We start from the raw sequence: 25,577 nt of genomic DNA on the forward strand, positions 1-25,577 counted from the left end.
CCTCGTTCTATGGTTGGCCGATAACTAGCACTGCGCTAGTCGACGCGCGGCAAGTGGGCCGTGGCATCATCGGCCGGCTGCTGCGCTGGGGCCTTCTTCTTGCGGAAGAACCGGACATAGACCAGCAGGCCGATTCCGAGCACCAGAGCGAATGCGCCTAGTCCGGCTAAAAGGCCCGCCCAGAAGCTGCTTTTAGCCAGGGTGGCGGTATACGCAGCGGCATTAGTCAGTACATTTCCAGTGTTTTTGCCTTCCGCAGCGCCGGCATCCGGCACCCTCTCTGCACCAGCGGTGCCTGCGGCCTTGCCCTTGGTACGCTTTGCGGACTTTGCGTCCCGAGAGCCGGTGGACTTTTTGGCCGTCGAGTGGGAAGAACCGCTGGTGGAAGCAGAACGGTGTGAGCCCGTGCCAGCGCCTCCGCTTTTTCCGGATTTCGCAGTGGAGGCAGAATCATTGACACGGCTAGCCGAATGGTGGGTCGTAGCCCCAGAACCAGCACCAGACTTTCGCGTAGTACCAGAGGCGTGAGCCGAACCCGTGGACGGCGTCTTATGTGGCGCTCCATCCTTCCCAGCGTCTTTTTCCTTGGTGCGGGAGGGCTGCTGGCGCTTGCCCGCGCTGTCCTCGTCAGAACCCTTCTTGTCTTCTTGTGGCTTGCCACCTTCTAGGAATTTCTGGCCCTCCTGCAGGGTATTGTCGAGTTCTTTGTCTAGCCCGGCGATGGCTTTGTCTACGTCTTTGACGTCTTTTTCCAGTTGCTTGGGGCGGCTATTTGAGTCGCCACCGTTGCCGGTAGCAGCGTCCGCATCGGTATAGTCCACGCCGCATAGATCTTTCGCATCTGCCTGCTCGCCGACGAGGAAGCCAGCATGGAGGTGATGGCGGGAGCCGTCGGGAAGCTCGAAGGTAAAGCTCACCGCGTAAGTACCCGGCTCGGTAAAGGCAAAGGCCGGGTGGGAATGGGAGTTGCCGGGGTAGTCCCAGGCAGAGCCATCGGCAGTGTCCATAAGCACCTTGGGGTCACCAAGATTCACCTGGTAGGCCAGGATGCGGCCATCTTCGGGGCCCTGTGCGATAGCCATGCTCAAGTTAGCGGTATCTCCAGTGGCGAGGAGATCCTGAGACAGCTCTTGGGTATTAAAACCTAGCCAAGGAGCATCGGGGTCTTGCGTTTGCGGCAGAATCCAACCTTCATCGGGCAGGGAAGAATCACCGAGCTCCGATAGCGGTTGTTTAAGGTCATCAGATACCTCAATGGCAAAGGACTCAGAGTCATGCTTGATGCCCTTGTCATCATCTTTCACCGTGAAGCTGAGATCACCGGAATCGCCACTGAGCGCCATGTCCTGGTGGCCCTTGGTGATGAGGTCGAAGTCGCTGGAAGAGCATTCCTCGGTGGATTCTTCGGCATATGCGGTGGCGGGCTCGAAGGGTTCTACTCCCGCTCCCGGAAGGGCGCCGAGGCTAATAAGTCCGGCGGCGCCAAGGGCCACCGCGGTGCGGCAGACAGGTTTCATGAGGAGACGGATTCCTTTCGTGGGGTGGGGTGTGGGGCGTCGGAAAGCGAGGCACCTGCGTGCTTGCGGGCGCCGAGCAGTGGGTGGATGGCCCAAACGCCCAAGAAAATTACGGTAAGGGTGAGCACGATGGTGGCGCCGGCTGGCAGGTCAATGGCCCATGCTAGGTAGATACCGAGGAAGCTAGATAGCGCGCCAATGAGGGCGGATAGCCACATCATGGTCGTGAGGTTTGCGCTAAGTAGGCGTGCCGTCGTGGCCGGAGTGATAAGCAGTGCGAGGACCAAGATATTGCCGATCGTGCTTACGGAAATGACCACTGCGGCCGTGACGCACAGGTACAAAATGATATCCAGCACAAAGACGGGCAAGCCCATCGCGCGAGCGGTTTCCCGGTCCAAGCACGTGGCGTTGAGCTGGGGGCCAAAGGCTATAACGATGGCGATAACCACGGCACATACGCAGGCCGCGATGATGATATCGGTGCGGGATACGCCGGTGAGTGAGCCGAAGAGGAAGCTTGTCAACGAGGCACTATAGCCATCGGTGCGCGAGATGATCACCATGCCCAAGGCGAAGGCCGCGGCGAAGAAGATACCGATGATGGAATCCGCTCGTACGTGGCGACGCTGCGAAAAGGCGGCGATGAGCAAGGCCACAACCGCACCGGCGACTGCACCACCCACGAGCACCGAGGCTTGCAGGGCGAAGGCAATGGCTAGGCCAGGAAATACCGCGTGGGAGACGGCATCGCCAATAAAGGCCATGCCGCGCAGCACGACATAGCAGCCGATGACGCCGCACACGATGGCCGCCAGCAAGGAGATGCCTACCGCGCGAGCGAGGAAGTCAAGGTGGGGATTAACCAGGTCGCGCAGGAAATCGAGGAAGGAAATTTCTATCATGCGGAGACTCCAATGGAAGAAAGCAAAGGCGAACCGGCACGCACGCCAAAGGTGTGCGTCCACGGATCCGTCTGGCGAAGAAGGCGCGAAGCGGAATCATCGGCTACCACGGTGCCGTTAAAAAGAATGAGGCGGTGGCAGGAATGTGCGGCTTCAGAAAGGTTATGAGTGGACATAATGATGGAGGTGCCGCGGTGGGAAAGCTCTTCAAAAAGCTCGAGGAGTGATTCGGTATTGGGCGCATCTAGCCCGGTAAAGGGCTCATCGAGCAGCAGCACGTGTGGTTGTGTGGCGAGTGCCCGGGCGATGAGCACGCGCTGGCGTTGACCACCGGAGAGTTCTTCGATGGGGCGGGTGGAAAATTCTTCCATGTGAACCAAACGAAGCGCCTCTGCCGCCGCGGCGTGGTCCGTGGCGCGCGGTCGCTTGAGCCAGCCGATTAGGCCGGTGCGGCCGCTGAGAACGGTGCGATAGACATTGATGGGAAAGCCCCATTCCACCTCGTGGCGCTGGGGAACATACCCCACAGTGCCGGAGATGCTGCGAGTTCCGGAGGAAGGAATGAGCCCTAAAATCGCGCGCATGAGGGTGGTCTTACCAGCACCATTGGGCCCGAGGAGCCCGATGAATTCGCCCGGGCAGACAGTGAGGTTGGCATCGGTGATGACGCTGCGGTGCGAGAGCGAGACGTTGAGATCAGCAACGGAAATAAGCGGTTTAGCCACGGTTATCGCCCCGCTTGGCTGAACGCAGGGCGAGTCCCAGGGCCAGTAGCAGTACTACGGCGCCGACACCGGCGAGGACAAAGACCCAGGTGGGAATAGAGGAGCCTGCGGCTTGGGCATCGTCTGGATTCCAGGTGGTGTCCTGGGCCGCTTGGACGTCGGCATCATCGCCCACGGCGAAGGTGAGTACGCCATCGGTGCTGAAATCGGCACCGTCCTTGGTCTTGCCCTTTACCCTGATGCCTACCTGATGGGTGCCTGGCTCCGTAAACGTCCAGTTGGCGTGGGTGTGGGTATTGAGGTCTACCCAGAAGTCCTCGTCGCTCTTCTGCGCGGTGGACCACAAGAGCTGTGGCGCTTCGAAGCCGCCGTTTTGCAGGAAGAGGGAGAAATCGCCTGGCCCGGAATGGCCGAGAAATTCCATGGTGACTCCACGATCGGCGGCGTCGACAAGTGAGGGCGCCTGGGTATTCCACCCCAGCCAGGGAACACCGACTTGTTCGGTTTGGGGAACTACCCAGACCTTATCGCCGGATTCAGCGCCAACGAAGCCAAAGTCATCTGTATCGGGAAGGGTTTGTTGTGCCTTATCGCCCACGGAAAACACGAGGTCATCCAGGTGACGCCAGACTGGCTTATCGCCGGCATCATCGCGGGCCATAAGCTCAGAATCCGTGCCATCAAGCAGGGCACCAACGTCTACGTGACCGGTATCGATGACCTTTTCCTGGCCTTGTGGGGCAACGTGTTCATCGGCACCGACTACCTGGGCGAGGTCGCCCGCCCAAGCAGGACTGGTAGAAAATGCCAGGCCTGCAGTAAGGACGCAGGCGGCGGTGCGGGTGGCGGTACGAGTAGCGAATTTAAGCATTTTTATCTCCATCGGTGGGGGTGGGGGTGAGGCAGCGCTGAAGGGAATCAGCGTTAAATTTCATAAGTTCGATGTAGGAGCTGACGGTGTCATCGAACGTGTCGCCGTAGATGGGGCACAGCTCCACGCCTTGCTCCGCGGCAGCCTGCTTCAATGTCTCGGCGCCTGCCTGCTGCACGGGTTCTACAAACACCGCTGGCAGATGTAGGTTCTCCAGCGTGCGGCGCAAGGAAATGACTTCGCGTGGGGAAGGCTCGATGGCCGGATTGGGAGTGACGAAGCCGGCCACCGACATGTCATATCCTTGCTCCAGATAGGCGTAGCCGTGGTGGGTCGTCACGAGGTGCCGGTTTTCTTTAGGGATAGAAGAAATGGCGCGGTCAACATAGGTATCCGTATTCCGCAAGCGCTGGGTGTAGGCCTCCGCCCGTTGGCGGTAGGACGCCCCGTGGGAAGGATCTGCTTGCGCCATTTCCTCGGCAATGACATCGACGTAGGCGATGGCGTTGTCCACGTTGTGCCATAGGTGCGGGTCCACCTCGCCGTGGATGTGCTTACCTAGGACCGCCTGCGGCAATAGGTAGGCATCCGCGCCCGGCCTGCCCAGGAAGCGGTAGGCAGGATCAGGCGGAATGGGCTGCAGCACTGAAGAGGGGATGGACACCACGGTGGTGGCAGGGTCGAAACGCTTGTCCTGATCGCGCAAGTCAATGCTGTGCTTGGCTAGGTCACCTGCAATATCCAGGTGTCCGGAATCTATCACTTGCATGCCTTTAGGTGGGTTTACTCCCACGGCCACAGTGAGGTGTTGGACGTCGGTGCCCTCTGCTTGGAACCCGAGGTGATAGATGCCTGGCTGGGAAAACCCCCAAGAGACGTGCGTGTGGGCGTTGGCCGGCAGGGTCACTGAGTCTTCTTTTTCATCGATGCCATCGGCCGAGTTAAAAAGGACCTCCGGGGTGCCGAAGGTAGAGACCACATAGGCCGCGACGTTACCTGGTCCGTCGGCAGAGACCATGCGGAAATCCACTCCAGAAGAGCGCTGTTGTGCGCCGCTGATACGCAGGCCCAGCCAAATTGCCTCGAGCGAGACATCTTCTACCAGCGGCACGAGAGTGGCACCGCGGGTGGAGGCAGCATCGGCCACTTCCACCACGGGGGCATCGGTGGATTCGTGCAGCGTATCGATGAGAGACTGCGGCTCCAGCAAGTAGCCATTGCTCAGCGCCAAATCGGCATTGGCAACATCGCGGACCGTGCGCAGCGTTGGCTCAAAGGTATGCGGATCTTTTCCACTGGGGATAAGGCTTTGTACGCGGGCATCTTCTCCCGCAATGTTGCGCGCGAGATCCGCGAGGATCGGGGTGGTGGCCACCACGGTGAATTTCTCTCCGTCTCCAGCATCCAACGCGGCCGAGGGGGCACAACCAGTGGCCAGCAGGCAGGAGCCCAGCAGCGCGCCTATGGTCCGAAGCCTGCGTCTATGGGAAAGCGCACGCGCCATTAGTCCGCTGCCTTAGCTACAGCTAGGCGGGCAATGCCCAGGCCGAGGAAAAGCATGCCCAAGCCCAGTGCTCCGATGCCAAAGGGAACAATGGGAGTCCCCGTATTGGTTAAAGAACCGCCCTTGCTAGGGGCCTGCGCGGCCTGGCCAGTGCTTGTTCCGGTGCTTGTGGTAGAGCCACCAGCGCTTGCCGACGCCCCACCTGCCGCAGCACCATCCCCGCAGTCTCCGCCCTCCGGATTTACCGCAGCGCCTAAGTCGAAGTGCCCGTTGTCAAAGGCTTCCGCCGGCTTGTCGCCGCCGACCACGAAGTGAAGTGTCGCTTCGCCGGCGACTTGCTTGCCCTCATCGGTCTTGGCCACCTGGCGGATGGTGACGTCATAGGTGCCCTGCGCACCAAAGACCCAGTTGGGGTGCACGTGCGTATTGGGGGCAATCGAATAGGTGCCCTCCGCCGCATCGGCATTGCCTCGGAACCACTCATCGCCCACAATCTTTCCCAGTCCGCCCTGGGAGTAGACCATCATCGGGCCAGGGCCCTTGAAGCCTGCTAACTCCCAGGTGACATCGCCAGGGATATTCTCGCGCATGGTCGGACTTTGGGTATTAGCACCGAGCCACGGCACGCCATCGACCTGGGTAGAACCAATCATCCACGCCTGACCAGCTGGCACTGGGCCTACCTCTTGGGGCAGATCGACGCTGGATTTATCGGAGAGATAAAAGGTAGCGCCATCAGCATCGCGCCACTGGGAAGGAGAGACAGTATCGTCCTTGATTTGCGGCGTCATACCCGGGGTGCACTCTTTATCCGTAGCTGCACCGGATTTATCTGCGGCTGCAGCGCCGCCCTTGTCTGCTGAACGCGGGGTGCTCGTAGCTTCTTGGTCATTGCTAACCTCGCCGGTATCAGCTGATCGATCGGCTGCGGATGCATCGCCGCCGTCGCCCACCTCCCAGGTGTAGGTCACAGCATTGCTGGATTCGCCGTTGGAATGGGCTTGCACCGTCATGGTGTACGTGCCGGCCTCGCTAAAGGCCCAGTTGACGTGCCGGTGAGCAGGATTGGGCTGGTTGATGACCTCGCCGCTGGTGAGCTCCATTGAGCCGGAATCGGTCACCGTCTTCACATCGCCAAAGCCGCTGGTCTCAAAGACATAAACAGAACCCGGGCCGGAAACTTCGGCGAATTCTAGGTCAACGTTGTCAAAGCCGCCATCGCGTGCAGGCTGGGTATCCCAGCCCGGCCAAATGATGCGTTGATCCTGGGTCTGCGGCAGGAAATAGGTGGGCTGGCCGATCTCCGGCACGGCCTCGGTGGCATCGGACCAAGCGTCCTCCACAACCTTGAGCACCACATCATCGCCAGAGCGTGGAACGCTCGATCCAGTGATGTCTTCCTTCATCGATAGGTGTAGCTGACCATCTGGGGCCGTGACATAAAAGGCGTCTACGTGGCCAGAGTCGAAGACCTCATCAAAGGCAAGTGCCGCGGCGGGGGAGAAGAAGGCCAGTGCTGTGGCAAAGACGGCGGCGAATACGTGAATGAATCGGCGCCGCAGCGGGACGCGCCGAGGGGCAAAGGAGGGTGAATGATGCATTGTGGTTTCCCGTCTAGTTGGTGGGGTAGAAGAGGCTTAGAAGTTGAGGCCGAAGCGTTTGCGGATGAGGTCCTCGTTATCGCGGAAGAAGTTATAAAAGGCCTTGAAAACCACCACGAGAACCGCTGGGAGGACCAGGCTCCACGGGCTAAATGAGGAACCTGTCGGCTCTTCTGGCCTACCGGGGTGAGCTGGCTTGTCCGGCGTATCTGGGGTGGATGGTTGGGTGGAAGGCTTCTGGGAAGGCTCCGCGGAAGGCCTATCCGTTGGACTTTCGCTGGGCTCTCCGCTCCCAGTGGTGCCCGGCGCGCGGAAGGAACAGGAATCCAACGTCTTATCGCCCACGGCAAAGGTGAGGGTTTGGGGCGCGGACTTTAGCTCCTTGCCGTCTGTGCCCGTGGCTGTATAGGTGGCCTCAAAGGTGTACAAGCCAGGCTTGGAAAAGGCCCAGTGCGTATGGGTATGGGCCGGAAAGTTGGTTTCGATGGTGTAGTCTTTAGCCGCTGAATTGGCGAGGACCGAAAAGCCCTTACCATGGGTGCCATCGATGAATGCGCCCCACTCGGCGCCGTCCGGCGTGGAGGTGGGCTTCAAGTTGAGGTTGACGGCATTGTCCTTGGTTAAGGAATAGTCCAGATCCTGGGTGTTATAGCCTGGCCAAATGATGTTTTGGTCCTGGGTTTGCGGCAGGTGATAGAAGCGCTCACCGGGCTTTCCTAGAAAATCAAACTCCTTGCCCTCGAGCTTCTTATTGCGTGGGGTAAGAGCATTATCGTGTACACCGAGTACAACGTCATCGAGTTTGCGGTCAACAGATTTCTTGTCTACCTGCGCCGTGTCATCGCGCAGAACGGTTGCAAAGCCTCCCTCGGCAGGCTGGGCCTTGATATCTACATGCCCACGGTCTAATAGGTACTTGTCGCTGCATTGTGCATTGCCGGTTTGCGGTTTTCCGGTGCCTGGCTGCGGCGCTGAAGACGGAGTACCTTGCTCGCCGGGAGTAGTCTCCGGTTCGTCAGTGGAAGTAGAAAACTTCCCATTGACTTCATAATTTTCGCCGAAAGCAAAGGACTCGGTGATTACGCTGCTGGCATGTCCGGCCTTCAGAGTGGAATGGGGGAAGAGGTCAACCTTGGCAAAATAGCCCTTGAAGTACTCGCCCTCATCAAAGGAGACCTCGCCGTGGCCATTAGTAATAGGGGTTTCCAGATCCACGGTGGGGTATTTCGCCCCTTTGGTGTCATAGAGCCCGCCGGTGAGTAGGCCGTTGAAGTTTTTATCTTCGGTATCCACCACGATCTTGGTGCCGCCATCGCCCTGCTTGCGCATGCGGATGGTGTAGCCCAGTTCCTTTAGCTCGGTTTCCTGGGTGGGGGCAAGCTGGCGCGGCTGGGAGGTTTCCTGCCACGTATCAGCGGCGGCAGAAGAATCGGTGTGGCTGGATTTACCGGGTTGGAAGTCAAGAGGTTGGGATATCCAGCGTGGGGCATCACCCTCTGAGGTAAATACAGCCTGCACCTGGGAAGGGTCGGGGCCCATGTATTCGTCCCACTGAGCATGCCCATCCTTAACGGGAAGGTCGGTGAGGAAGTAGCCGTCGATAAGCAGCGTAAGGGTGCCTTGCGCCTTGTTCTTGGCATCGAAAGAGATGGTGGTGAGCTTGTCATCACCGTCTTTTTCGGGATTGGACTTCGGCGCCATGCGCAGGCTGTAGCCTGCAGCAGCGGCGTTACCGGCTGCGGATTGTGCGAAGCGTTCCTTGAGGCTCGGCGTCTTTTCTTCTTTGGGTTTCTGCCCGCCCACTTGGATGGTGGTGGTCTGTGGCTCATTGGCTATGAGCTGGCCGTCCCTTCCGCGCGCACTAGTGCGGTAGGTCAGGCGGTATCGTCCGGGCTTGGTAAACAGCGTGGAGTTGTGCGTATGCGTGCCGGCAACAAGGTAAGCAGAGTGCGGCGAATCCGGGAAGGAACCGAGCATGCGGTGCAGCTGGGTGCCGGCCTCATCATCTTTATTGGTAAAAAGCTCTACCTCGCCGGGGCCATCGACGCTGAGCAAATCAAGGAACGCGACCCCGTCACGGAATTTGTCCGTGGGCAAGGAGGTATCGGCGCCAAAGCCCAGCCAAATGGGTGAAGTATTGCCGGATACTTGGTGCGGCGCTGTGTAGTAGGTTGTACCAGGTGCCCCAATGTAGTCTTGGGTCCCGTTTGCCGGAAGCGTATAGAGATACTGGTTGCTGTTATCCGTGGCGCTGTAGCCCTTGCCCACCCAGGCAACGGTGTCGGCTATCGGGGGCTCTTGACCGCCAAACTCGGATTTCAGGACGAAATCGTTGTTCTCCCAGAAAGACTTGGGGGAGTCAACGTGGGTATTGGTAGCGATGTGCTTGCCATCATCCGGGCCCGCGACAGCCGTGGCGGGAGTGATTAGCGCCAACGTGCTCAGCGTGGCAAGGAAACGGGTGCGTGGGGAAGCCACAGTTGGGAAGGCCTTTCTACAGTTCTCACAAGTTCACCAGAAACTATAGAAAATGATTCCCATAACCTGTTAGCCCTAATGGAAGTCAGTTTCATTGACCTGTGGTTTTGTAGTGAAACCTGTTTCCAATTACCCCAATTTGCGTGTAGGAATAAACTGCAAACCGCTACGCGCCGGGCAGGTTTCAGGGGCGCCTGGGCTGGTGCGGACTGGAATCGGCGGCTCCACTACGATGGTGGGCATGACTGAAGTACGCGTTAGATTCTGTCCATCCCCAACCGGCACACCGCACGTAGGCATGGTGCGCACCGCACTATTCAACTGGGCCTACGCCCGTCATACCGGCGGAAAGCTGGTATTTCGCATCGAGGACACCGATGCCGCCCGTGACTCTGAAGAGTCCTACCAGGCCATCATTGATTCCCTGACCTGGCTCGGGCTGGGCTGGGATGAGGGCATCAATGTTGGTGGCCCGCACGAGCCTTACCGTCAGTCCCAGCGCATGGACATCTACAAGGAAGTCCTAGACAAGCTCATCGAAGGTGGCTTTGTCTACCCGGCATATTCCACCGCCCAAGAGGTAGAGGAGCGCCACAAGGCGGCTGGCCGTGACCCGAAGTTGGGCTATGACAACTTTGACCGTGATCTCACCCAGGAGCAGATCGACGCTTTTGAGGCCGAAGGCCGCAAGCCGGTGTGGCGCCTACGCATGCCGGATCAGGACTGGACCTGGACTGACTTGGTCCGCGGGGAAATGACCTTCAAGTCTGAAACCCAGCCGGATTACGTGGTTGCTCGTTCCAACGGTGCGCCGCTCTACACCCTGGTTAACCCGGTGGATGATGCCCTAATGCGCATCACCCATGTGCTGCGCGGTGAAGATCTGCTGTCTTCTACTCCGCGGCAGCTCGCGCTTTACGACGCCCTGCAGAAGATCGGCATTGCCGAGTTCACTCCAGAGTTTGGTCACCTACCGTTCGTGATGGGCGAGGGTAATAAGAAGCTCTCTAAGCGTGATCCGCAGTCCAACCTGTTCAACCACCGTGATAATGGCATTATCCCGGAGGGCATGCTTAACTATCTCTCCCTGCTAGGGTGGTCGCTGTCTGCAGACCAGGATATTTTCAGCATGGAAGATTTGGTGAAGAACTTTGATGTCCACGATGTGCTGGGGAATCCGGCCCGCTTTGATCAGAAGAAGCTCGAGGCTATCAATGCCGACCATATCCGCCAGCTGGAACCAGAAGAGTTTGCCTTCCGTCTGCGCAACTACCTGACGGAATACACCGACTTCCCGGCCGACTATGACGGCGAGAAATTTGCCTTCGCGGCAGATCTGGTACAGACCCGTATCAAGACGCTTTCCGATGCTTATGGCCTCATGAGCTTCTTGGTTACCCCAGATGCGGAACTTCAACTCGATGAGAAGGCAGCGAAGAAGAACCTCAAGGAAGAGGCCGTGCAGCCTCTGGAGGTAGGTATTGAAACCCTCGAAGGCGTTGCCGAGTGGAAGACCGAGAATATCGAGGCGGCCCTTTCCCAGGCGCTTATTGAAGACCTAGAGCTGAAGCCTCGTAAGGCTTATGGTGCGCTGCGCGTAGCTATTTCTGGTGCCCAGGTTTCCCCACCGCTCTTTGAGTCCATGGAGCTGCTGGGTAAGGAATCTACCTTGGCCCGCCTGCGTGCCGCACGCGAGGTGACTCCCTACGTCCCGGCGGCGCAGTAGGTAACGCTGCGGCAAGCGCTGCAGTCAACGCTGGGATTAAGAACTCCTCTCGCGTTAGCGCGGTGGATGACGGCTGAACTACAGCACTGTCATTCACCGCATTTTTAATGCCGCCTTTATGGGCTGAAAAAGCGTTATGCGCTGGCGATTTGGCAGTTTACGCGAAGATCATTATAGTTATTACACGTTGCAGCGAGCAAGGGAGAACGGCTGAAAGGCAGTTAGCTTCCCTAGCGAGTCAGCAAATGGCCTATGGTGTAATTGGCAACACAGCGGTTTCTGGTACCGCCATTCTAGGTTCGAGTCCTGGTAGGCCAGCAGTGAAAATGCTTTAATGGCAGGCTCACTAGTTCTATGCCCCGTTCGTCTAGCGGCCTAGGACGCCGGCCTCTCACGCCGGTAACACGGGTTCAAATCCCGTACGGGGTACAAAGACCTCCAGCTTAGTGCTGGAGGATTTTTCATATCCGAGGCGGTATCTTATCGGGGCTTAAAGGGGGGGAGGTATCGATTGTGAGGTGTCGTCTAAAGGCCACGTGGAGATGTGGTCAAGCATGGGGGACTGGATATAACCTAACCCCGGACCATTGGTAGCTTTCGCGCAGGCAGCGACGCGCCGCCGGTAAGACCAGGGTTAAGACCACTGCGAACTTGCGCGAACCCCTTCCAGTCCTGCAAGTACAGGCATAGACTGCAAGTACAGCAGAAAACAGACAGAAAGGAGAGCGGGTGACAGAAATCGAAACGCACCACAGCGAAGGCGCACAGGCCGAAAGCATAGCCAGGTAGTAACGCTATAATCCACAACTTCCTTCCCACTAACATTTGTACGAAGTATAGGAGCCTGCAGTATATGCACTTCGACGCACAGCGCCATCCCGAGTCCTACTAGCACAGCGTTCTCGGCCACGGACTATCCACAGATTGCTTGCGGAATAACCACTGATTCGATCCGCACCCCGGCCACGAAGAACCCTCACTGCAGTAAAGACTCGGGACCCTTTTCGTTTTCCTAGCCTCCGCCCTCAAAACCGCCCCTAAGCGTGCGATTTGTGCTCGGTTAACCCATCGTTTACTCTTAACAAGTCCGCAACGCACAGTGTGTGCTTGCTGCGAACGCGCCCCGTTCGTCTAGCGGCCTAGGACGCCGGCCTCTCACGCCGGTAACACGGGTTCAAATCCCGTACGGGGTACCACTACCAAGCTGCGAGCCTCATGGCTCGCAGCTTTTGTTTTCCCTAGTTCCCAAAGCGCATTCCTTGAGACTGTTGGGGCATATAAGTCGGCCTTTCAGGCGCCTGCATTCTTCAATTCTCGCTCGATTCTCGTCGAGCGCCCTAAACAGTGCAGCAGGCGGCGTTGCACCTCCCTACAGTGAGTTCTGAGTGGTCAGCTGCGCCCTGCGCTAGACCGCAGCAAGGAAGAAGCCCAACGGGCCGTGAAACGGCTCGCTGGGCTGTGTAAGGAGGGCGTCGCCAAGCGCTGGCTATGCCATCACCTTCGTCTTCTTAATCGCCTTTTGTAGGCGCTTATGATAGGCGTCCATGGCGCGGCGGATAAGGAGCCCGACGAGCAATGCCGGGATGGTAAACAGCAGCAGCATGCCCAGCTCACGCCAAATATCGCCATGGTAGATGCCCGCAATGGCGCTGCGGAAGGCATCGATAGCATAAGTAGCTGGCAGCCAAGGGCTGACGTTCTGGAACCATTCAGTCAGCAATGGCAACGGGTAGGCGCCGCCGGAACCAGACACTTGTATCACAAGCAACAATACCGCCAAGGCCTTGCCGGCACTATCGAGTGTGATGACCAGTGAGTAAATGATCAACATGAATACTAGCGAGACTACCCATGCTGCGAACATGAGCATGAACGGGTGTGCAGGCTCGATTTGGACGAAGAAAATGAGGCTAAGCACCACCAAGGTGGCTTGAGCCAGACCGACCAACGCGAGCGTGGCAAAGCGACCGAAGAATGCCTGGCCACGGGTGAAATCGCTTTCGTCGTACTTGCCGTTCTCGTCTTTTCGCAAGTACTTGCGTTCGGCGTTGGTATGGACCAGCACGCACGCTAGGAGGGCACCTACCCACAGCGACAAGGTGAGGTAGAACGGTGTCATGCCTACGCCGAAGGCGGCCACAGGATAGACCGGTTCACGGTCCACAGCCACAGGAGCAGCAATGCGGGAGGCGAGTAGCTCTGGGTCAGAGCCAACGATATCGGCCAGTTTGCTTAGGTCGCCGCCATGGCGAACCTCGTCGATCTTGCGTCCCATGTCCGCGAAACGGCCGCTTTGCTCTCGCAGGGTGCCGGCAAGGCTAGCAGTAGTATCGCGGGCGCGGGCTAGGCTTTGCTGTGGGGACTCGTTATCTTGAGAAACCGAGTCGCGAATACCAGCTATGTCCTGCTTAACAGCATCAATATCGCCGGCCACTACAGAGACGCTTTGGTTGAGCTGATCCAGCTGGGGCTTGAGGTTCTCGTTATAGGAAGTGCGCGCCTTCTCTGCGGCGTGCTTCGCATTGGCGATGGCATCCTTGGTGCGCTGGCGCGATTCTTGCGAGGTACCACGGCCCTGCTCAATATCATCGGCGGTCGAAACCAACGAATCATGTAGCGCGTTGCTCTGGGCGATAGAAGCATCAATCTGGCCCATCAACGCCTTATAGCCGCCAGCGACTGGAGCCGGCAGCGCCGCTTTATCGGCTTGCTCCTTGATGGAAGCGCGTACGCCCTCAAAGGCGCTCGTTTGCTCATCTACACGTTCAGCTGCGCTGCGGTAGGTCTGCGCCGTTTGTGCGGTGGCGTTACTTGCGTTATTGAGCAACTCATCCATCTGGGCAGAAAGCGCATCGTAGCTTTGTGTTGTAGCCGCCAAGGAAGCGTCTAGTGAACCTGCAGAGTCATTGAGGGTGGAGCGCAGAATGTCGATGGGGTTCTCGCCTTGGGCATTGTCCGTCTCCGTGGCCTGGCGGCCGGCCTCGGCGAGGATATTATCCGCTGCCTGCGTAAGCGGGAGGGTGGAATCGACAAGATTGCTTAGGGCACCTACAGTGCCTGAAGCCGCATCGAGGCGAGTGCTGACGTTATTGATGCGGTTGTGAAGGTTATTGAGTGCCGTCTGGGTGTCGTCCTCGTTGAGGTATTTATCTAAATCGGATACGACGCCGAGACCAACGTTAGATACCACGCGGGTGAAGGACTCGTCGATTTTTTGAATGACGCCGTCCGCACTCTTTTGTGTGATGTTGGTAGACAGCGCGTTCTTCTTCTCATTGGTATAGAGATTGAGCTTGCTGGGCTCGGTTCCTTCTACATAAAAGGTAAGCAGATCTGCGCTGAAGTCCTTTGGCAGGACGATGCCAGCATAGTATTCACCGGATTTTGTTCCCTCGACCGCATCGGCGCTGTCGGTAATGACCCAATCAATATCGTGATTGCGGCTGAGCTGCGAGAGCACCTCATCGCCCAAATTAAGCTTCAATGAGGCTAGGTCGCTTTCGTGTCCCTCATCTTCGCTGGCAACAGCAATCTTGAGCTGGTTGGTATTGGCAAAAGGATCCCAGCTGGCCAGCACGTTGAAGGAGGTAAAAAGCAACGGAATGATAGCAAGACCGAAGATAATGACTGCGGTCATTACATTGGTGCGAATGGCGTGGAGGTCATCGCGGAGGATGGTCAGAATGTTTTTCATGACTTACTCGCCGCCCTTTCCGGAGTCATCGCCTTCAACGGCGGGTATTTCTTTGGTCTCGGTGGTATCAGCAGGTGCGGATTCCTCGTCCAAATCTTCCAGGAGGTAGCGGTTTGGATGTTCCTGCTGGTGCTCGAGGTGCTCCTGGATTTCCTCGTCGCTAAGATCCGCCAGGCGGTTATCATGTGCGATGCTCTGCTTGACGTACTCGAGGGAACAGATAACACCCACCGCGATGAGCGTAACCAGGCAGGCCAGGCCGAAGATGATGGCCTTTTCTCCAGGGTTAATGCGTGAGTAGATACCCAAAGCGACAACCAGCGCCAGGCCCACCGCCACGGTGATTTTCATCAACTGAGAGTAGTTCCTGCGCGCCATGCCCCACTTATTCTCAAGGCTTTGTTGATAAGCCTCGCGGTCGTTCAAGGCATAGAGGAGATCGGTGAAACGGTAGCGGCTTCCTACAAGGTGGACCTGTTCGTTGATAACCAAACCCCCCTTGCGCAGTTCGTCGTTGACCAACATGTTGACGTTGGACAAGCCGCGGCGCATCACCGAACCGACGAGGTAAGCAATCGCAGCCATGCCGATGAGGGCGCAGAGGTCATGTGCGTAATGGTTACCGTAGAAACCTCCGACGGTTTCTCGCATGGCGTCAATGCCGTATGTAAAGGGGAGGAACGGGTGTACCGCACGGAAGAAATCTGGCGTCATCTCAATCGGGTAGAGGCCGGAAGCGCCAGGAATCTGGATGAAGGCAAAGACCACCGCGATGCCTCGGCCCACGTGGCCAAACGTAGACACCAAGCTATAGGTAATGCTCAGATAGCACAGGCCGATGATGACTGCGGTACCGACATAAGCCACTGCATTGGCATGCTCTACTCCAATCGCAAGGTTGCCGATGGACACGATGAGCGCCTGGGCGATGGCAAAGAAGGAGAGTAGAAGGAAGCGGGCAAAGTACGCCTTGGTGATGGTGAGGTTCTTGCGGCCCTGCGGGTCTACCTCAGCGCGGAAGATGATGAGCAGCATGAAAGCGCCGATCCACAACGTGAGGTTGATAAATAGGGAGGACATGCCGGAGCCATAGTGCTTCACCGGGAAGACTGCGTGGCTTTCCATCTCCGCAGGGGAGGCAAGGAAGGAGGAAACCTCGTCGGTATTGAGGCCCTTGACTGACTGCAGGATGGAATTGTTATTGGCGGTATTACTCAACGCCAGCACATCGCTGCGGGAGGCCCGGAGTCCCTGTTCAATGCCATCGAGGTCTACAGAAAAGCGCTCGACCACCTGTTGGGCTTGGTTGAGCTGCTTGTCGACGCCGCCTAAGAGCCCATCGGTCTGGCCCACCAGTGCCTTTTGGCTTTCGAGCGAGGCGGAAAGTTTTCCGGTGGTAGCTGTGACGTCGGAAAGCGCGGCATTGAGCTTGGGCATGCCCTCGGCTACATTATCGCGCAGCGCGTGGGAGTCATCGCGCGTTTGGGCAGCCATCTTATCCAGCAAGCTCGTTGTCTTATTGAGCGAATCGATGGTGTCGTTGGTATCGCTGTTGAGAGAGTCCAAGTCACCGAGGACTGCGCGGTTCTGATTATTGCGTTCACGCAAATCTCCCACCTGATCTTTAATCTGCTGGGAAACCTGCGGGGGCAGGGCTGGAGATGAGGCGAGCTTATCGAGCTGGTCAATAGCCCGATCCGCTTCACCAACGATGCCTGCTGCGCCAGCAGAAGCGGCATCGACGCGAGTGAGGGCACCGCGTAGCTTGCCAGATACCGAGCCCACGGTAGCGTTGGCAGAAGCAGTGCCGTCTGCCAACGCGGTCGTTCCTTCCACATAAGCGGCCGTGGCGTCATCGGAGAAGGAAGTGACCTCGCGCTGGACCTCAGCGGTAATGGAATTAACTTCGTTCAACGCGGTCTGCGCGTCATCGACGGTCTGTTGGACCGTGCCGAGTGATTCGCGGGCTTGCGCGATAGTCGGGCGTGCGTCATCGATGGTGGCGTGAACGTCGGCCAACTGGCTGCGCGAGTTGGCTACAGTGTCTGCGGTTTCCGAAAAAGAATCCGCGGTATCGCCCGCGGTACGGTTAATCTTCTGGCTTAAATCACCACCGGAATTTTTAAGCTCCGTCGCCACTGAATCCGCCACTTGCTCATTGAAAGTAGTGCTAATAGTGGTATCCAGAGTCGAAGCACCGGTATCAGTAATCTTCGGCGCGATTGCATTGAGCTTTTCGTTAACGTGGTATTCGAGCGTGGGCTGAGAATACGTACCTTTAAACAGGCTGACGAAATCGGCCGAGAAGTCCTCGGGCACTATTACCGAGGCGAATACGTCGCCCTTCTTAACGGCGTCCTCGGCTTCTTGCCTGTCCATGAATTGCCAGCCAAGCCTGTCGTTATCATGCAGCTTGTCAATCATTTGTCCGCCGACGTCTAAGTGGCCGGTCATCTCCGAGGTGGCGCCCTTGTCCTCATTTACAACGGCGACCTTGATGTGTTCTGTGTTTCCGTAGGGATCCCAGAAACCGGAGATGTTTACCCAGGAATACAGGGCTGGGGTGATCATCAAACCAATAAGGATCACCCAGACCTGCGGGGTCCGCCACAAGCGGACAAAATCTTGGAGAAAAATCTTCCAACTAGTAATCACTCGAAGAACCGTAGCACCCAACCGGAAAGAACTAATAGTCTGACTGTCAGTTTTAACAGAAATGAGAGAGTGTGTCCTGTCGAGCTCGCAGATATGTTTCTGGTGTGAATTTCGGGGCGCTCTTTAGCGGAAGGGTAGACATAGAAATGGCCGCCGGGACCCACAAGGTGAAGGGCCGAGGCGGCGCATAATGAGGGGCTAAGCCTCGAGCTGCAACTAGTGCTCGTCGTAGTGATCGCCGTGTGCGGCGTGGCGGTGGCCGTCGTGCAGGTAGTCCACATGGTCGCCGTGCGGGATTGCTACGTGGCCGCAGCCTTCACCATGAGTGTGGTCGGTGTGAGCCTCGGCTTCTACGTGCTCGGTGGTCTCGCACTCGTCCCAGTGGCCATCGTGCTCACGGTGGATATGACCTTCGTGGAGGTAGTCGGTGTGGTCGCCGTGTGGGAAGGATACGTGGCCGCAATCGGCGCCGTGGGTGTGGGTGTGGTTCTCGTGGGTGGTGTGGGTCATGATGACTGGTCCTTTCTGGCGGGGATTAGCCCCCCGTTGTTTTCAACGTATTTTCATTAAATCGTATTTTCAGTTTGGTTTCAATAGCTGGCGGCGAGTTTCCTCAAATTTTTTTAAATGAGTAGAAAAAGGCAATGCCCGTCTCTGCAAGGATTGGGTAGAGACGGGCATGGTGGGGGCGAGGGGCAGCTTAAAGCTGGCTGCTCAATTCGCGAGCGGCTGCCGTGAGGGTATCCGCGTACTTTTGGGCGGGTGATGGCTGGAAGCGCTCGACAGATCCGGAAATGGACAAAACTGCCAGGAAAGTTCCGGCTTCGTCGAAAACCGGTGCAGAAATAGAGGCTAGCCCGGCTTCGCGTTCTTCAATGGACTCCGAATACCCTTGGCTTCTTGCTGCTTCGATGTCCTGGAGAGTAAACGAGGCGTCTTCGATATTGACATCTACATAGGCGGCAATGATGCGCGCTGCGGAGCCGGAGCTAAGTGGTAGCTGGCGTCCGACGGGGACGACATTATGAAGGCCAGACTCGGGTTCCCTAGTGGCAATACAGGTGCGGGTATTTCCAGTGACTTCGTAAAGTTGGATGGACTCGCCGGTGTCTTCGCGCAGCTTCTCCATAATTGGACCCGCCACTTCCAGTAGGTGGTCACGGTTGCCAGGGAGGGCTGGACCGGCCTTCCACTTTCCTTCGGGGGTGCGAACGAGGATGCGGTGCGCTTCCAGTGCGGTGGCTAGCCGGTGTGCCGTCGCCCGAGGTAGGCCCGTGGTTTCACATAGTTCGTTGAGGGTGGAGGGGTGGTTGGCGGCGGCCATCATGATGGCCATTGCTCGATCCAACACTTTAATTCCGGAAACTGCGTTATACTCTCCCATACAATGAAATCTACGTCCCAAATTATGAGATTTCAAGTGTGGAGAGATGTTTATGAACCAGAAGCTGACATTGGCGGAAAAAGTGTGGCGCGATCACGTCGTCCAACGCGGTGATGCTGGGGCACCAGACCTCATCTTTATTGACTTTCAGCTACTACATGAAGTTACCAGTCCACAGGCCTTTGATGGTCTGCGGCTGGCTGGGCGCACACTGCGCCACCCTGAACTGCACTTGGCAACCGAGGACCATAACGTGCCCACGCAAGGCATTAAGTCTGGCAACCTCTTGGAAATCAAGGATGAGGTTTCTCGCACCCAGGTATCGACCCTGCGTAAGAACTGCGAGGAATTTGGCGTGCGCTTGCATTCCATGGGAGATGCACAGCAAGGCATTGTCCATACAGTTGGCCCACAATTGGGTATCACCCAGCCAGGTATGACCATTGTCTGCGGCGACTCGCATACCTCCACCCATGGTGCCTTTGGCTCAATCGCAATGGGCATCGGCACCTCTGAGGTGGAGCACGTCATGGCCACGCAGACGCTTTCCTTGAAGCCTTTTAAAACGATGGCGATTGAGGTGACGGGCGAATTGCAAGAGGGAGTCTCCGCCAAAGATCTCATCTTGGCCATAATCGCCAAAATTGGTACCGGCGGCGGGCAAGGTCACATCATTGAGTACCGGGGTGAGGCGATCCGCAAGATGTCCATGGAAGAGCGCATGACCATCTGCAATATGTCTATTGAGGCAGGAGCCCGCGCCGGCATGGTCGCCCCAGATGAGACAACTTTTGATTATGTGAAGGGACGCGAGTTTGCTCCCAGCGGGGCGGACTGGGATGCTGCGGTTCACTATTGGAAGACGCTTCCCACCGACGAGGGGGCGGAATTCGATACCGTCGTTGAGATTGATGGTTCTGCCTTGACCCCGTTTGTTACGTGGGGAACCAATCCTGGACAAGGTCTGCCATTAGGGGAGAGTGTTCCAGATCCAGAAGACTGCGGTGACGACAATGAAAAGGCCACTGTAGAAAAGGCCCTCCAGTATATGGACCTGCAGCCGGGGACTCCGCTGCGCGATATCAAAATAGATACCGTATTCGTCGGCTCATGCACCAACGCTCGCATTGAAGATTTGCGCGCCGCTGCCGGTGTGGTCAAGGGCCGCACCATCGCCGAAGATACGCGGATGCTGGTAGTGCCGTCTTCAGCAGCTGTCAAGGCCCAAGCAGAGGAAGAAGGCTTAGATGAGATCTTCCGCCAGTTCGGCGCCGAATGGCGTACCGCTGGTTGCTCGATGTGCCTAGGAATGAATCCAGACCAACTAGCGCCGGGAGAGCGCTCAGCTTCAACCTCCAACCGCAATTTCGAAGGCCGACAAGGCCCAGGTGGGCGCACACACCTAGTCTCGCCCCAGGTGGCTGCCGCTACAGCCGTGACCGGATACCTGTCTAGCCCTGCTGACTTAAATTAAGCGCTAAGAAAGGCATTGATAATGGAGAAATTTATAACCCATACCGGAACTGGCGTACCGCTGCGCGTTACTAACGTGGATACTGATCAAATCATTCCGGCGCGCTACCTGAAGTCGGTTAAGCGTACAGGCTTTTCTGAAGGGCTGTTTTCTAATTGGCGCTCCGAAGAAAGCTTCGTGCTTAACCAAGAGCAATTTAAAAATGGGTCGGTGCTTTTTGCAGGAAGAGACTTTGGCACCGGTTCCTCCCGGGAACATGCAGTATGGGCGTTGAGTGAATATGGATTCCGTGCCGTGTTTTCTTCCCGCTTTGCAGATATCTTCCGCGGTAACGCAGGAAAGTCCGGCCTTCTTACCGGTTTGATGGAACAAGAGGACATCGAGCTTATCTGGAAGCAGCTGGAGTCAGGAGAAACCCAGGTCACCGTTGACTTGGAGGCGCGAACGGTCACGGTGGGAGAAAATACCTACCGCTTTGATATCGATGACTACACCCGTTGGCGGTTGATGGAGGGACTCGATGACATTGGTATCACCCTCCGTAACGAGGACGATATTGCTGACTATGAAAAGCGACGCCCCGGCTTTAAGCCCTCTGTTATCGCCCCATAAATGGGAGCGCGGTTGGGGATGAACTTGCGCCAACACCCCTACAGTCCTTTTTAAAGAAGGGGCGGTGGGGGTGCCGTGCGTTTGGGTATGAGTCTTGAGTACAAACCTTGGGGGAGCCGTGGGGGTACAGATTGGTAACGTAAGGGTAACAATCGCCAGCTCCAGTTTCCTGTAACAGGGTATGCCCCTAGCTTTAGAACTATGAGCAATCCCTATTCGAATAATGATTCCTTTAATTCAGGAAACAATGGTCCAGGTACTCCCGGACCTGCCAGTGAATCTGCGCCGTACGGAAACGGCGCGAACGGCCAACCAGGCTACGGGCAGCAGTACGGTCAGCAACAGTTCGGGCAACCCGGATACGCCGGAAGCACCGACCACGGAGAAGATTCCCTTTTTGGTCGTGACGTAGACGCCATTCAGGTACTCGCGGATAGCTTCCGCTACTTCGGCCGCGGTTGGGCGCAGTGGATTTTCGGTCCACTGGTGCAGATCGTAATTGTCTCCATTCTCTATTTGCTGTTGACCCTCGTCCTAGCAGGCAGCGGTACATCCATTGATGCCCTAGCCAATAGTGGCTCGGGTTCCGATGCCGCACTTACTGGTGGGTTAATTGCGGTAATGTTCTTAGCTATTATCGCCATGTTCCTAGTGTTTATTTGGTCCATTAGCACCTGGTACAAGGCTGCTAATAAACAGGTTGATACCGGGATGCTGGAGATAAAGGACTTTCTGAGCTTTAAAAATGTCGCCGGTCTCATGGCGGTGAATGTGCTTTCGTGGCTGGTTATTTCCCTGGGCTTCGTTCTCCTGATTATTCCGGGACTCTTCGCCGCCTTCTTCTTTACTTGGATGCCGGCTGTTAAGGCCGTACGTCCTGAGCTATCCGTTGGCGAGACCTTTGGGGCTTCCATCGAGGTAGCGAAGAAGAATGTCGGAGTGACCATCTTGGTAGTCGTCCTGAGTGCCGTCCTGTACGCAGTGTTGAGCTTTACCCTAGTCGGCATGTTTGTGTACCCAGCACTGAACACCCTCATTTTGGTCCTCTTCGTCCGTCGCACGCTCGGCTTGCGCGGTTAGAAAACCCCGCAGCCGCACGATAGTTGCGCAAATAAGGCCCTGCTCGTCCACCGCATGAGATGGAAGGCAGGGCCTTAATTGTTGGTCGGCGAGGAACCAGGAAACTAGCGCACCGGCAGTGGGCTAGCCAGATAATCGGCGCCGGTGAGCTCGCCATTGTTGAAAGACAGGACCCAAACAGAAGACTTCTTGAACTTCAGCTTGTCCACCGGCTTTTTGAGGAACTTTGGGGCGAGGTCCTCGATGATGCCGGGGATGGTGCCGCCTTGGCTGACAATAACGGGCACCCCGCCTTCGTTTACCACGCGGCGGAAGGCTTTCTTGGCTGCTTCTGGGTCGTTTTCCCAAGCCTCGTCGCCAAAGTTCTTATTGATGGAGATGTCCTTGCCCAGTTCGTCGGCAAGCGGGGCAGCCGTCTGCTGGCAGCGCTGGGGCAAGGCCGAGTAAATCGCGGTGGGGTGGAAGGCACTCAGCATCGGCACCAGCATCTCTGCTTGGCGACGCCCCTTCTTATCGAGCGGCCGCAGGTTATCATCGCCTTCCCAGCTGGCGCTTTCATGCGCGTGGGCGTGGCGGACATAAAGAACGCGCGTGGCCGGTGCGATGCGCAGGCGTTTGGCGGCTTTAGCCACCACTGCGGTATCTACGTCGTAGGACAAGAGATTTTGCGCCTCGTCGATAGGCAGCCAGCGCAACTCATCGGTCTCACTATTGGCGGAATAGGTGCCGCCCAAATACTTAGCGACCCAGTAGTAGACGACCTTGGTCCGCCCCTGGACCGGATAGGTTACCTTGCCAATGAGCTTGCCTAGCCGGACGCTGAATCCGGTCTCTTCCAGGATTTCCCGTGCTGCTGTGGTGGGCAGCGACTCACCGGGATCGACCTTGCCTTTGGGCAGGGACCAATCATCGTAATGGGGACGGTGGATTAGCGCGATTTCCGGTTCCTGCGGAGAACCACGCCAGATAACGGCGCCGGCGGCAAGGGTAGTGCGGTGGAATTCTTTGGCTGGATCTACCGGGATTTCTTGATGGCGACCGGAAATGAATTCCTCGTGCTGTTGATCCTTGTCGGTTTCGTGCATCTTTTTAATATTGGGCATCGTCTGCCTCCACGGGGCCTTTCCACAGTAATTGGCTTCTTTAAACAACGTCTAAGCGCCCATTGTCCCACGGGTTAGGCGCGGTGTGCATCCCTGCCACACGGTCGGACAGACATGCTTTAAAGTTGAGGTTATAGCTTTGCACGTTTGGAGGAGACACCATGGTTAATGTTGCGGTGATGGGTGCCGGTTCTTGGGGCACTACCTTGGCCAAGGTCTTTGCGGATGCCGGAAATGATGTCCGCCTGTGGGCCCGCCGCGCAGAGTTGGCGCAGGCTATCAACGAGACCCACACTAATCCGGACTACTTGCCGGATACCCGCCTACCGGCGGCTGTGCGGGCGACTCACGATGAAGTGGAAGCATTGTCATGTGCCGAGGTCGTCGTATTCGGCGTTCCCTCCCAAACCTTGCGCGGCAACGTGGAAAAGTGGGCCCCGCATCTGCCTCAAAACGCGACCTTGGTCTCCATTTCCAAGGGTGTGGAGACCACCACGCTCAAGCGCATGAGCGAGGTCATCATGGATGCGGCGGGAGTGCCAGCTGACCGCGTGGCGGTACTTTCTGGCCCGAACCTGGCTAAAGAGATTGCCTCAGGCCAAGTGGCCGCCACAGTAATCGCCTGCCCAGATGAAGATCGCGCAAAGCGCGTCCAGGCGGCGGTGGCCGCGCCGTACTTGCGCCCGTATACCAATACCGATGTTATTGGTGCGGAAATCGGCGGCGCCTGCAAAAACGTCATCGCATTAGCCTGCGGTATCGCCTCTGGCAAGGGATTAGGCAATAACACCATGGCCACCATCATTACCCGCGGTTTGGCAGAAATTACCCGCCTCGGCGTGGAGTTGGGGGCGGATCCATTTACCTTCTCCGGCTTGGCTGGCTTGGGTGACTTGGTGGCAACATGTACCTCGACATTGTCGCGCAACCGTACTTTTGGCTATCGCTTGGGCCAAGGCGGCACCATTGAAGAGGCCAAGGCCGCCACTAACGGGCAGGTTGCGGAGGGCGTCTACTCCTGTGATTCTATCTACCGCCTAGCCCAGCAGGCAGACGTAGAGATGCCGATTACCCACGCGGTTTATGGTGTCTGCTACGAGGGCATGGCGGTGGAAGATATGATCATCGCTCTGATGGGTCGGTCCAAGAAGTCGGAGTAGGTCAAGGGTAAAATCTGCGGGCATGACTGAAAAGACCCGCGTGGCCGTTGTCTACGGCGGCCGTAGCACCGAGCACTCCGTATCCTGCGTCTCTGCAGGTGCGATCATGAATCACCTCGATCCTGAAAGATTCGAGGTGGTGCCTATCGGCATCACCCGCGATGGCACGTGGACGCCCGGCACCACTGAGGGACTAGAGATTGTCAATGGTGTCATGCCAGAAGTCAGGCGAGGGGCGGAACTAACGCTTTCCCTGGATCCTAATGCCAGGGGCCAGTTCCATAACGTCACCGATGGCACGCTCTTTGCTGAGGTTGATGTGGTATTTCCCATCCTGCACGGGCCCTTTGGTGAAGACGGCACCGTCCAAGGTCTCTTTGAGCTCTCCGGCCTGCCCTATGTCGGGCCGGGCGTATTGGCTTCCTCGGTGGGCATGGATAAGGAATTTACCAAAAAGGTGCTGGCAGCGGCAGGCCTGCCCGTAGCGCCCGAGGTCATTCTGAAGGGTCGTACCGAGCTCAGCGAGGAAGAAAAGCAGCACCTAGGGTTGCCCGTCTTTGTAAAGCCCGCCCGGGGCGGATCATCAATCGGCGTATCCAAAGTGAATAGCTGGGAAGAATTCCCCGCAGCCGTTGACCTTGCTCTAGAAGACGACGAGAAAATCCTGGTGGAGCCAGAAATCGTAGGCCAAGAGGTAGAAATCGGTGTTTTGCACTATGCCGACGGCACACTGTTGGCGTCTGCTCCAGCACTGCTGGCGGGCATTGATGATTCTGACGAGGGCTTTTATGGCTTTGACACAAAGTACCTCGATAATGTGGTTACCGCGGAAATCCCTGCGCCTTTCACGCCTGAGTTGACCGAGAAGCTGCGCGACATGGCTGTTCGCGCATTCGAGGCCCTAAATTGTGAGGGCCTATCCCGGGTGGATTTCTTCGTTACCGAAGATTCCGTGTACATCAATGAAATCAATACTCTGCCGGGCTTTACCCCGATTTCGATGTATCCCCAGGTGCTCGCCGCTTCGGGTGTGGAGTACCCCGCTTTGCTTGAGGCTCTCATTGAGCAGGCGCTAGCAAAGTAGGGAC

Annotated in this window: 18 protein-coding genes and 3 tRNA genes; 9 read left to right on the top strand and 12 right to left on the bottom strand. The window is 57.2% G+C overall.

From position 1 onward, the window contains the following. Positions 1-35 precede the first annotated feature (35 nt). Genes WMP97_RS05745 through WMP97_RS05775 form a run of 7 tightly spaced genes read right to left on the bottom strand, consistent with a single transcriptional unit; the run spans position 36 to position 9,601 of the window. Positions 36-1,517: a choice-of-anchor M domain-containing protein gene (locus WMP97_RS05745; protein ID WP_340440005.1), complete on the bottom strand. Its 1,482-nt coding sequence runs from the start codon at positions 1,515-1,517 to the stop codon at positions 36-38. Next, on the bottom strand, positions 1,514-2,422 hold the full coding sequence (locus WMP97_RS05750) for an anchored repeat-type ABC transporter permease subunit (protein ID WP_340440006.1): 909 nt from the start codon (positions 2,420-2,422) through the stop codon (positions 1,514-1,516). The genes WMP97_RS05745 and WMP97_RS05750 overlap by 4 nt, the downstream gene beginning before the upstream one ends. Further along, positions 2,419-3,147 (bottom strand): anchored repeat-type ABC transporter ATP-binding subunit, encoded by a 729-nt coding sequence (locus WMP97_RS05755; RefSeq protein ID WP_284835775.1) that lies wholly within the window; start codon positions 3,145-3,147, stop codon positions 2,419-2,421. The genes WMP97_RS05750 and WMP97_RS05755 overlap by 4 nt, the downstream gene beginning before the upstream one ends. Then, the gene (locus tag WMP97_RS05760; protein ID WP_340440007.1) at positions 3,140-4,018 is read right to left on the bottom strand and encodes a choice-of-anchor M domain-containing protein; all 879 of its coding nucleotides are present in this window, start codon (positions 4,016-4,018) and stop codon (positions 3,140-3,142) included. Before WMP97_RS05760 ends, WMP97_RS05755 begins: the two co-directional genes overlap by 8 nt. Beyond that, entirely contained in the window at positions 4,011-5,522 is a 1,512-nt protein-coding gene (locus WMP97_RS05765; RefSeq protein ID WP_340440008.1) for an anchored repeat ABC transporter, substrate-binding protein, read from the bottom strand. Before WMP97_RS05765 ends, WMP97_RS05760 begins: the two co-directional genes overlap by 8 nt. Beyond that, positions 5,522-7,123 carry a choice-of-anchor M domain-containing protein gene (locus WMP97_RS05770; RefSeq protein WP_340440009.1) on the bottom strand — a complete coding sequence of 534 codons (1,602 nt, stop codon included), beginning with the start codon at positions 7,121-7,123 and terminating at the stop codon, positions 5,522-5,524. Before WMP97_RS05770 ends, WMP97_RS05765 begins: the two co-directional genes overlap by 1 nt. Before the next feature lie 36 nt (positions 7,124-7,159). Continuing rightward, on the bottom strand, positions 7,160-9,601 hold the full coding sequence (locus tag WMP97_RS05775; protein WP_340440010.1) for a choice-of-anchor M domain-containing protein: 2,442 nt from the start codon (positions 9,599-9,601) through the stop codon (positions 7,160-7,162). Positions 9,602-9,833: 232 nt separating this feature from the next. Here WMP97_RS05775 and gltX point away from each other — a divergent pair, with 232 nt between their 5' ends. The 4 genes from gltX (at position 9,834) to WMP97_RS05795 (ending at position 12,523) form a co-directional block, all read left to right on the top strand. Next, positions 9,834-11,327: a glutamate--tRNA ligase gene (gene gltX, locus WMP97_RS05780; protein WP_023021686.1), complete on the top strand. Its 1,494-nt coding sequence runs from the start codon at positions 9,834-9,836 to the stop codon at positions 11,325-11,327. A 246-nt stretch (positions 11,328-11,573) separates the two neighbouring features. Continuing rightward, positions 11,574-11,645: transfer RNA gene (locus WMP97_RS05785), tRNA-Gln, on the top strand. 38 nt (positions 11,646-11,683) lie between these two features. Further along, a tRNA-Glu gene (locus WMP97_RS05790) sits at positions 11,684-11,756 on the top strand. Between the two features lie 691 nt (positions 11,757-12,447). Beyond that, a tRNA-Glu gene (locus WMP97_RS05795) sits at positions 12,448-12,523 on the top strand. A gap of 290 nt (positions 12,524-12,813) precedes the next feature. Here the strand turns inward: WMP97_RS05795 and WMP97_RS05800 are convergent. The 4 genes from WMP97_RS05800 to WMP97_RS05815 form a co-directional block, all read right to left on the bottom strand. Next, positions 12,814-15,021 carry a YhgE/Pip domain-containing protein gene (locus WMP97_RS05800; RefSeq protein ID WP_340440011.1) on the bottom strand — a complete coding sequence of 736 codons (2,208 nt, stop codon included), beginning with the start codon at positions 15,019-15,021 and terminating at the stop codon, positions 12,814-12,816. Positions 15,022-15,024: 3 nt separating this feature from the next. Then, complete coding sequence (locus tag WMP97_RS05805; protein ID WP_340440013.1) at positions 15,025-17,676, bottom strand: YhgE/Pip domain-containing protein; 2,652 nt, start codon at positions 17,674-17,676, stop codon at positions 15,025-15,027. 216 nt (positions 17,677-17,892) lie between these two features. Further along, a complete protein-coding gene (locus WMP97_RS05810) occupies positions 17,893-18,186 on the bottom strand; it encodes a hypothetical protein (protein WP_340440014.1) in 294 nt (97 codons plus the stop codon). 190 nt (positions 18,187-18,376) lie between these two features. After that, positions 18,377-19,060, bottom strand: coding sequence for an IclR family transcriptional regulator (locus WMP97_RS05815; protein WP_340440015.1), 684 nt, complete (start codon positions 19,058-19,060; stop codon positions 18,377-18,379). A gap of 52 nt (positions 19,061-19,112) precedes the next feature. On the opposite strand from WMP97_RS05815, the gene leuC reads away from it, so the two are divergent. The 3 genes from leuC to WMP97_RS05830 all read left to right on the top strand — a co-directional run bounded on the left by leuC (position 19,113) and on the right by WMP97_RS05830 (position 22,226). After that, on the top strand, positions 19,113-20,534 hold the full coding sequence (gene leuC, locus WMP97_RS05820; RefSeq protein ID WP_340440017.1) for a 3-isopropylmalate dehydratase large subunit: 1,422 nt from the start codon (positions 19,113-19,115) through the stop codon (positions 20,532-20,534). A 21-nt stretch (positions 20,535-20,555) separates the two neighbouring features. Further along, positions 20,556-21,146, top strand: coding sequence for a 3-isopropylmalate dehydratase small subunit (gene leuD / locus WMP97_RS05825; protein ID WP_340440018.1), 591 nt, complete (start codon positions 20,556-20,558; stop codon positions 21,144-21,146). 201 nt (positions 21,147-21,347) lie between these two features. Beyond that, positions 21,348-22,226: a hypothetical protein gene (locus WMP97_RS05830; RefSeq protein ID WP_340440019.1), complete on the top strand. Its 879-nt coding sequence runs from the start codon at positions 21,348-21,350 to the stop codon at positions 22,224-22,226. Positions 22,227-22,330: 104 nt separating this feature from the next. Here the strand turns inward: WMP97_RS05830 and WMP97_RS05835 are convergent, their stop codons facing one another. Then, a complete protein-coding gene (locus WMP97_RS05835; protein ID WP_340440020.1) occupies positions 22,331-23,329 on the bottom strand; it encodes an NUDIX hydrolase in 999 nt (332 codons plus the stop codon). Positions 23,330-23,490: 161 nt separating this feature from the next. On the opposite strand from WMP97_RS05835, the gene WMP97_RS05840 reads away from it, so the two are divergent. Together WMP97_RS05840 and WMP97_RS05845 are read left to right on the top strand one after the other, a co-directional pair. After that, positions 23,491-24,489: an NAD(P)H-dependent glycerol-3-phosphate dehydrogenase gene (locus tag WMP97_RS05840; protein WP_340440021.1), complete on the top strand. Its 999-nt coding sequence runs from the start codon at positions 23,491-23,493 to the stop codon at positions 24,487-24,489. 22 nt (positions 24,490-24,511) lie between these two features. Next, positions 24,512-25,573 carry a D-alanine--D-alanine ligase family protein gene (locus WMP97_RS05845; RefSeq protein WP_340440022.1) on the top strand — a complete coding sequence of 354 codons (1,062 nt, stop codon included), beginning with the start codon at positions 24,512-24,514 and terminating at the stop codon, positions 25,571-25,573. Positions 25,574-25,577 lie beyond the last annotated feature (4 nt).

Source organism: Corynebacterium sp. KPL4072 (assembly GCF_037908395.1).
Taxonomy (GTDB): domain Bacteria; phylum Actinomycetota; class Actinomycetes; order Mycobacteriales; family Mycobacteriaceae; genus Corynebacterium; species Corynebacterium kefirresidentii.